Source organism: Plectonema radiosum NIES-515 (genome assembly GCF_025753815.1).
In the GTDB taxonomy this organism is placed as follows: domain Bacteria; phylum Cyanobacteriota; class Cyanobacteriia; order Cyanobacteriales; family Nostocaceae; genus Hassallia; species Hassallia radiosum_A.
Genome location: NZ_JAOWRF010000417.1, coordinates 1 through 4,427 on the forward strand (window position 1 = coordinate 1; position 4,427 = coordinate 4,427).

The window sequence follows — 4,427 nt, forward strand, 5'->3', positions numbered from 1 at the left end:
ACAACAGCCGTTCACTGCACTTCTTCTTGGCAGCATGGCCAGTGGTTGGTATCTGGTTCACCAGCTTGGGTGTAAGCACAATGGCTTTCAACCTGAACGGTTTCAACTTCAACCAATCAGTAATTGATTCAAGTGGTCGCGTCATCAACACATGGGCTGACGTAATCAACCGCGCTAACTTGGGTATGGAAGTAATGCACGAGCGCAACGCTCACAACTTCCCTCTAGATTTGGCTGCTGCTGACTTCGCTCCTGTAGCAATGAGCGCACCTGCTATCAACGGTTAATACTGGTTTGACAAGCTTAACTTAAATAAATAACACTCATGCGCTCCTGATGTATCGGGGGCGCATGAGTGCTTTGAATTATAGGCATTAAAAGCCGTAACTATACCTCTGCAACAACCCACGACAAATGTGGCACAAGCGTTCGTTTTGTAGTGAATCGATCCCCCAGGACTATCTTTGATGAACGCGCAAGGCGTCTCCCCGAATCGAACGCTTGTGCCACATAAGTTTTGGTCGTGTCGCCCAGTTCGGTATCTTGGTTAAGGGAGATTGCCTGGTCGTAAATAATCTTGCAACTTTTGGTAAATTGTAAGGGCGATCGCTTCTGGGTTGGAGCCAGGTAGCAGTGAAGCGATCGCATTGTTTCCTCGCTTGTATGCTAACCCTTACTCTTTGACCGCCTAATAAACCCAATTATTTCCTCCAATTTCACCCCTTCTTTCTGCATAGACTGAATAAGCGGAATCGCACCCAACTTGACTGACAAGCTGCGATTCTTCCATTCACCGCCTACCTTTTCTTCCCAGTTAAAACCCCATCGCCAATGCTTCGGATTACTGGGGTCGCGATGCCCAATTACACGGGGATAAGAAGCAACGCTTCCATCTTTTAACTTCTTATTTTCAATGTACCTGTAGAGACAACCCTTGCGCTGTCTAGGCTTGAACTTCCGCACAGCTTCGCGCTGCGGCTTAGTTTCCTCTAAGAAATTCTCTAGTGTCGGATTATCCGGCGATTGAGTTGAGATAGAGGATTCTTCGGAGTGCGATCACTGCAACTCTAGGATCGAGTAAATTTCCTGCTGCCGCTCGTTGTTTTCTAATAATTCCGTTGCGGCTCTTGACTCCAAGGGATCGAGCCAAGTTTCTGGGATTTCGTACCACTGACACAGGATAGCCGGGTTCAATACCTCGTTTTTTTGCAGCAAGCCTAATTTCTTCAGTTCCCCCTCTTGCTTGGTCTGCCCAGGCGGTCGTCCCTTCCCAGTCGATGACAAGGCGCCGGGAGACGGCAACCAGCAAGACTCTTTCCCTAATAAAGGGAGCGGCACAATGCCCACTTCCGACAGTAAGCCATTCCGCATCGTACCCACAGGCGTGAAGCTCTTCCAAAATATACCGGAAGTAACCTCGCTCATCACCTGGGGAGTAGGGGCAGTAACGTTTTCAATTGCGGCGAATCTTGGCTGGTAGTTGTTAATAATTCGGAGGACTGAGGGGAAACAGTAACCCTGATTTGTAAGTCGTAATTGTCGAGCTTTACCCAAAATTCCGAGATGTCATCTGCGTGAAAACCGCAGACATGCCCTTTTTCGCCAGAATATTTTTTAGGACTGATGACTTCACAGCGATCGCCTATCTTCCAAATCTTCTTAGAGGAAACTTTAGTAGGCTCGTCCCACGCCAGATCTGTGCCTTTTCCCAATATTTTCTTAGAGGAAAGATTCTCAAGTTGAAAGTCTCGCGTGGCATCGTTCTTAGAGGAAAAGTCTGAGGTCTTAAATAATTCGTTCACAGTTGCCACTCCCCAATCTCTCCATTGGTTGCCTTACCTAAAGCCAGAAACATTTCCGATACCCAAGCGCTCTGCATTCTTCCGTCAATCCATAGAGCGTCAAATGGATCGTCAAAATCTAGCGTCACCTGTGGACGAAGCCCATTTTTTTGTTCAAAGCCTTGCCTGTCTTGCCCATCGACAACAGTCTTCTTCCTAGATTTCAGTATTTCCGAATATTCCCATTCCATTAGCCCCTCCACCCTTTCAATATTGCGGCTCTCAGCGCCGCGTAAATGTCCCTTACGCCTGTCGTTCTATTTGCCCACTCTATAAATAAATGCTTTGATATTGTGCTCTGCGGTTTCTTTGCTGATTAGGGCGATCGCATCCAATATCGATTTCATTTTGGGATTAGGTGCGATCGCGCCATCCTTCCAAATGTTTTTGTTAATTCCATAGAGCTTCAATTTCTCTTCGTATCTTTCAAAAATTTTTAAAGCACTACCCTCTGTTTCTGTAGTGTCTTTAATTTCTTCTTGAATATTAAGAGGATAATAACTTTTACAATACCTACACAGTAAGGATTCCAGCGCTTCATTTGGACAACTTTGTCTCTGGCTAGACAACTTTGTCCGTTTTTGGACAACTCTGTCCGTTTTTTTATTAGCCCTAAGCGCATTACCTGCAAGATTCTTACCCTTCATGGCTAAAACCTCAGTATCATAAAATCCAAGCTCCTCAAGCTTGTAAACTGAACGTTTTACGGACTTTTCACTAAGTCCAACAATTTCGGCGATTTTTTTGTGGTTAGGAATATCTACAAAGCGATCGCCGTAAGGATCGATCATCTGCAAGTAGCTCCACACGCACCAATCAGCACTTGTTAACTTAGCTCTAATGGCTTTCATTGCCATGTGGTTAGGAGTCTGGTAGAAGCCCGAAAGCTCCACACCAGACATAGAAGCATCAGGTACTAATGACAACTTTGTCTAACGTGGCATATTTAGACTTCCACCTCTTCAAAAGTTGCAACAACGTCAAAACTCAGAAGAGTTGAGCAAATAACCTGTTTTTTCTCAGGCACACAGTCACCAAAAAGATGAACCCGTTTAGTGTGTTCTGGAAAAACTGTCTCTAACTTCATAATTGGTAAAGGGCAGATCAAATCTGAAAGCCTGGAGCGAATAATTTCGGCACTACCGCCAGACGCTAGAGAATTCTTTTTTCAACAACTTCACCCCATCAATAAAGATATGCGATCGCTCATCATGAGAGCGACAGACGATGAAAAAGCGGAAGTTTTGCGGTTAATTGCTGCTTCTTTGACTGCTGGTATTGTGGCGGATCGCAAAGAAATGATGGCAATATAAGAATTCTGCATGTACCTTTGCCTTCATGACAACTAATATAGATACGAACTTAAGCGAATTAATGGAAGACTGCGATCGCTTGAATGGCGACGAGAGAGCAAAGTTATTGAAACATCTCTTCGGGGACGCTGAATTTAATGTAACTGTCGGGAGTAGTCAGTTTAATGCAGACACGCTTTATCAGATAAGTACTGCAACTGTGGATCAATTGTCAGAAATATTGCAGGCGATCGCACACTCATATTTCCTCGCTTGTATTAGCAAAGATACAAGCGAGGAAATAAATTTAATTCGACATAACCACAAGTTCTTCTAAAAGAGCATTGTTTATCTGCTGTAGTTGCTCACCTGTACCTTCCATTACATCAAAAACTTCTTTCAACAAGTCTTGTACTTCTGCTGGTAATGCTTCAAATTTCTCCGTGTTGATGATGATGAGGCGACAGCCAGGGTAAGGTGAGAAGTCAGTGAAAGGCTCCATCCCATGTTTAATCAAGAGTTTGGATAACAGCTTTATTGCATGGTAAGGCTTATCGTTATCCTCGCTGCGATTGATTTCTGAGGCGGAGTAAGAACGATCGCCAGGCGAGACTGTCACCATCATCTGTTAAAGCCTTCACTATACCCCTTATAACCTGCTGGTTCAAATGCGTAAATTCTACCTGTGTTAGTCCCAAAGGCAAATTATCAAATATTTGGTCAAGGGACTCAGGCGACTTTTCTTGACAGTGTTTAACTATTTTTTGAATAAGCTTTTCAGTTTTTGTAGGTTGAGATTTACCAAAGCCTTTTTTGTTCATGATTTGATTGTGGTAAAAGTTTTACTATTTCCTCGCTTGTATCTTTGCCAATACAAGCAAAGGATTGTATATTAACTAGTCTTGATTATTGTGTTTCCAAATCCTTGATATACGCCACATCTCACTCCAGTTGTCACGCATGCGAAAATAAGCATCTTGAGGAGTTTCCCCATACTGATTTCTCTTAATTTGGGCATCAAAGCCGGGAAGTGATTGTTTTTCAAGCTTGGCTAACCGCAACTCAAGATCGTGAATTCTATCGGCAAGTCTTCCTTGAGACATAGCAAATTCAAAAGAATCAGGTGCGATCGCCATTTATAGCGGTTCTCAGTTGGGTGCGGTACAATAGACCTATGAGCAAAAGTCAGTCAGGAAGATTCGGTTTGGGGGAGATGAAGTTCATAATTATAAAGACCTGCAATCAGATTGAACCTCAAACTAAATCTTTTTCGACGATTTCTATAAGTAAGAGA

9 protein-coding genes and 2 pseudogenes are annotated in these 4,427 nt (G+C 43.6%); 3 read left to right on the forward strand and 8 right to left on the reverse strand.

The window, feature by feature from the left end; translation table 11 throughout:
• A pseudogene (locus OGM63_RS29375) lies at nucleotides 1-287 on the forward strand (photosystem II q(b) protein); the annotation flags it as partial.
• A gap of 379 nt (nucleotides 288-666) precedes the next feature.
• Here the strand turns inward: OGM63_RS29375 and OGM63_RS29380 are convergent.
• From OGM63_RS29380 to OGM63_RS29400, 5 genes are all read right to left on the reverse strand, one after another.
• Nucleotides 667-963 (reverse strand): hypothetical protein, encoded by a 297-nt coding sequence (locus tag OGM63_RS29380; protein WP_263749298.1) that lies wholly within the window; start codon nucleotides 961-963, stop codon nucleotides 667-669.
• A 93-nt stretch (nucleotides 964-1,056) separates the two neighbouring features.
• Complete coding sequence (locus OGM63_RS29385) at nucleotides 1,057-1,284, reverse strand: hypothetical protein (RefSeq protein ID WP_263749299.1); 228 nt, start codon at nucleotides 1,282-1,284, stop codon at nucleotides 1,057-1,059.
• Nucleotides 1,285-1,424: 140 nt separating this feature from the next.
• Nucleotides 1,425-1,802, reverse strand: coding sequence for a hypothetical protein (locus OGM63_RS29390; protein WP_263749300.1), 378 nt, complete (start codon nucleotides 1,800-1,802; stop codon nucleotides 1,425-1,427).
• Nucleotides 1,799-2,032 carry a hypothetical protein gene (locus OGM63_RS29395; RefSeq protein WP_263749301.1) on the reverse strand — a complete coding sequence of 78 codons (234 nt, stop codon included), beginning with the start codon at nucleotides 2,030-2,032 and terminating at the stop codon, nucleotides 1,799-1,801. Before OGM63_RS29395 ends, OGM63_RS29390 begins: the two co-directional genes overlap by 4 nt.
• A 66-nt stretch (nucleotides 2,033-2,098) precedes the next feature.
• A complete protein-coding gene (locus tag OGM63_RS29400) occupies nucleotides 2,099-2,767 on the reverse strand; it encodes a hypothetical protein (RefSeq protein WP_263749302.1) in 669 nt (222 codons plus the stop codon).
• 129 nt (nucleotides 2,768-2,896) lie between these two features.
• Between OGM63_RS29400 and OGM63_RS29405 the strand changes: the two genes are divergently transcribed.
• Together OGM63_RS29405 and OGM63_RS29410 are read left to right on the forward strand one after the other, a co-directional pair.
• Nucleotides 2,897-3,154, forward strand: a complete 258-nt coding sequence (locus tag OGM63_RS29405) for a hypothetical protein (RefSeq protein ID WP_263749303.1) — start codon at nucleotides 2,897-2,899, stop codon at nucleotides 3,152-3,154.
• Nucleotides 3,155-3,179: 25 nt separating this feature from the next.
• A complete protein-coding gene (locus OGM63_RS29410; protein ID WP_263749304.1) occupies nucleotides 3,180-3,470 on the forward strand; it encodes a hypothetical protein in 291 nt (96 codons plus the stop codon).
• Here OGM63_RS29410 and OGM63_RS29415 read toward each other — a convergent pair.
• From OGM63_RS29415 to OGM63_RS29425, 3 genes and pseudogenes are all read right to left on the reverse strand, one after another.
• On the reverse strand, nucleotides 3,441-3,752 hold the full coding sequence (locus OGM63_RS29415) for a hypothetical protein (protein WP_263749306.1): 312 nt from the start codon (nucleotides 3,750-3,752) through the stop codon (nucleotides 3,441-3,443). The two genes, OGM63_RS29410 and OGM63_RS29415, sit on opposite strands and share 30 nt — an antisense overlap.
• Before the next feature lie 277 nt (nucleotides 3,753-4,029).
• Nucleotides 4,030-4,269, reverse strand: coding sequence for a hypothetical protein (locus OGM63_RS29420; RefSeq protein ID WP_263749307.1), 240 nt, complete (start codon nucleotides 4,267-4,269; stop codon nucleotides 4,030-4,032).
• A 53-nt stretch (nucleotides 4,270-4,322) separates the two neighbouring features.
• A pseudogene (locus OGM63_RS29425) lies at nucleotides 4,323-4,427 on the reverse strand (IS5/IS1182 family transposase); the annotation flags it as partial.

Excerpts from the sequence above, each read along its gene's own strand:
- OGM63_RS29410 (WP_263749304.1), top strand. The coding sequence starts at position 3,180 with ATGACAACTAATATAGATACGAACTTAAGCGAATTAATGGAAGACTGC.
- OGM63_RS29420 (WP_263749307.1), bottom strand. The coding sequence starts at position 4,269 with ATGGCGATCGCACCTGATTCTTTTGAATTTGCTATGTCTCAAGGAAGA.
- OGM63_RS29395 (WP_263749301.1), bottom strand. The coding sequence starts at position 2,032 with ATGGAATGGGAATATTCGGAAATACTGAAATCTAGGAAGAAGACTGTT.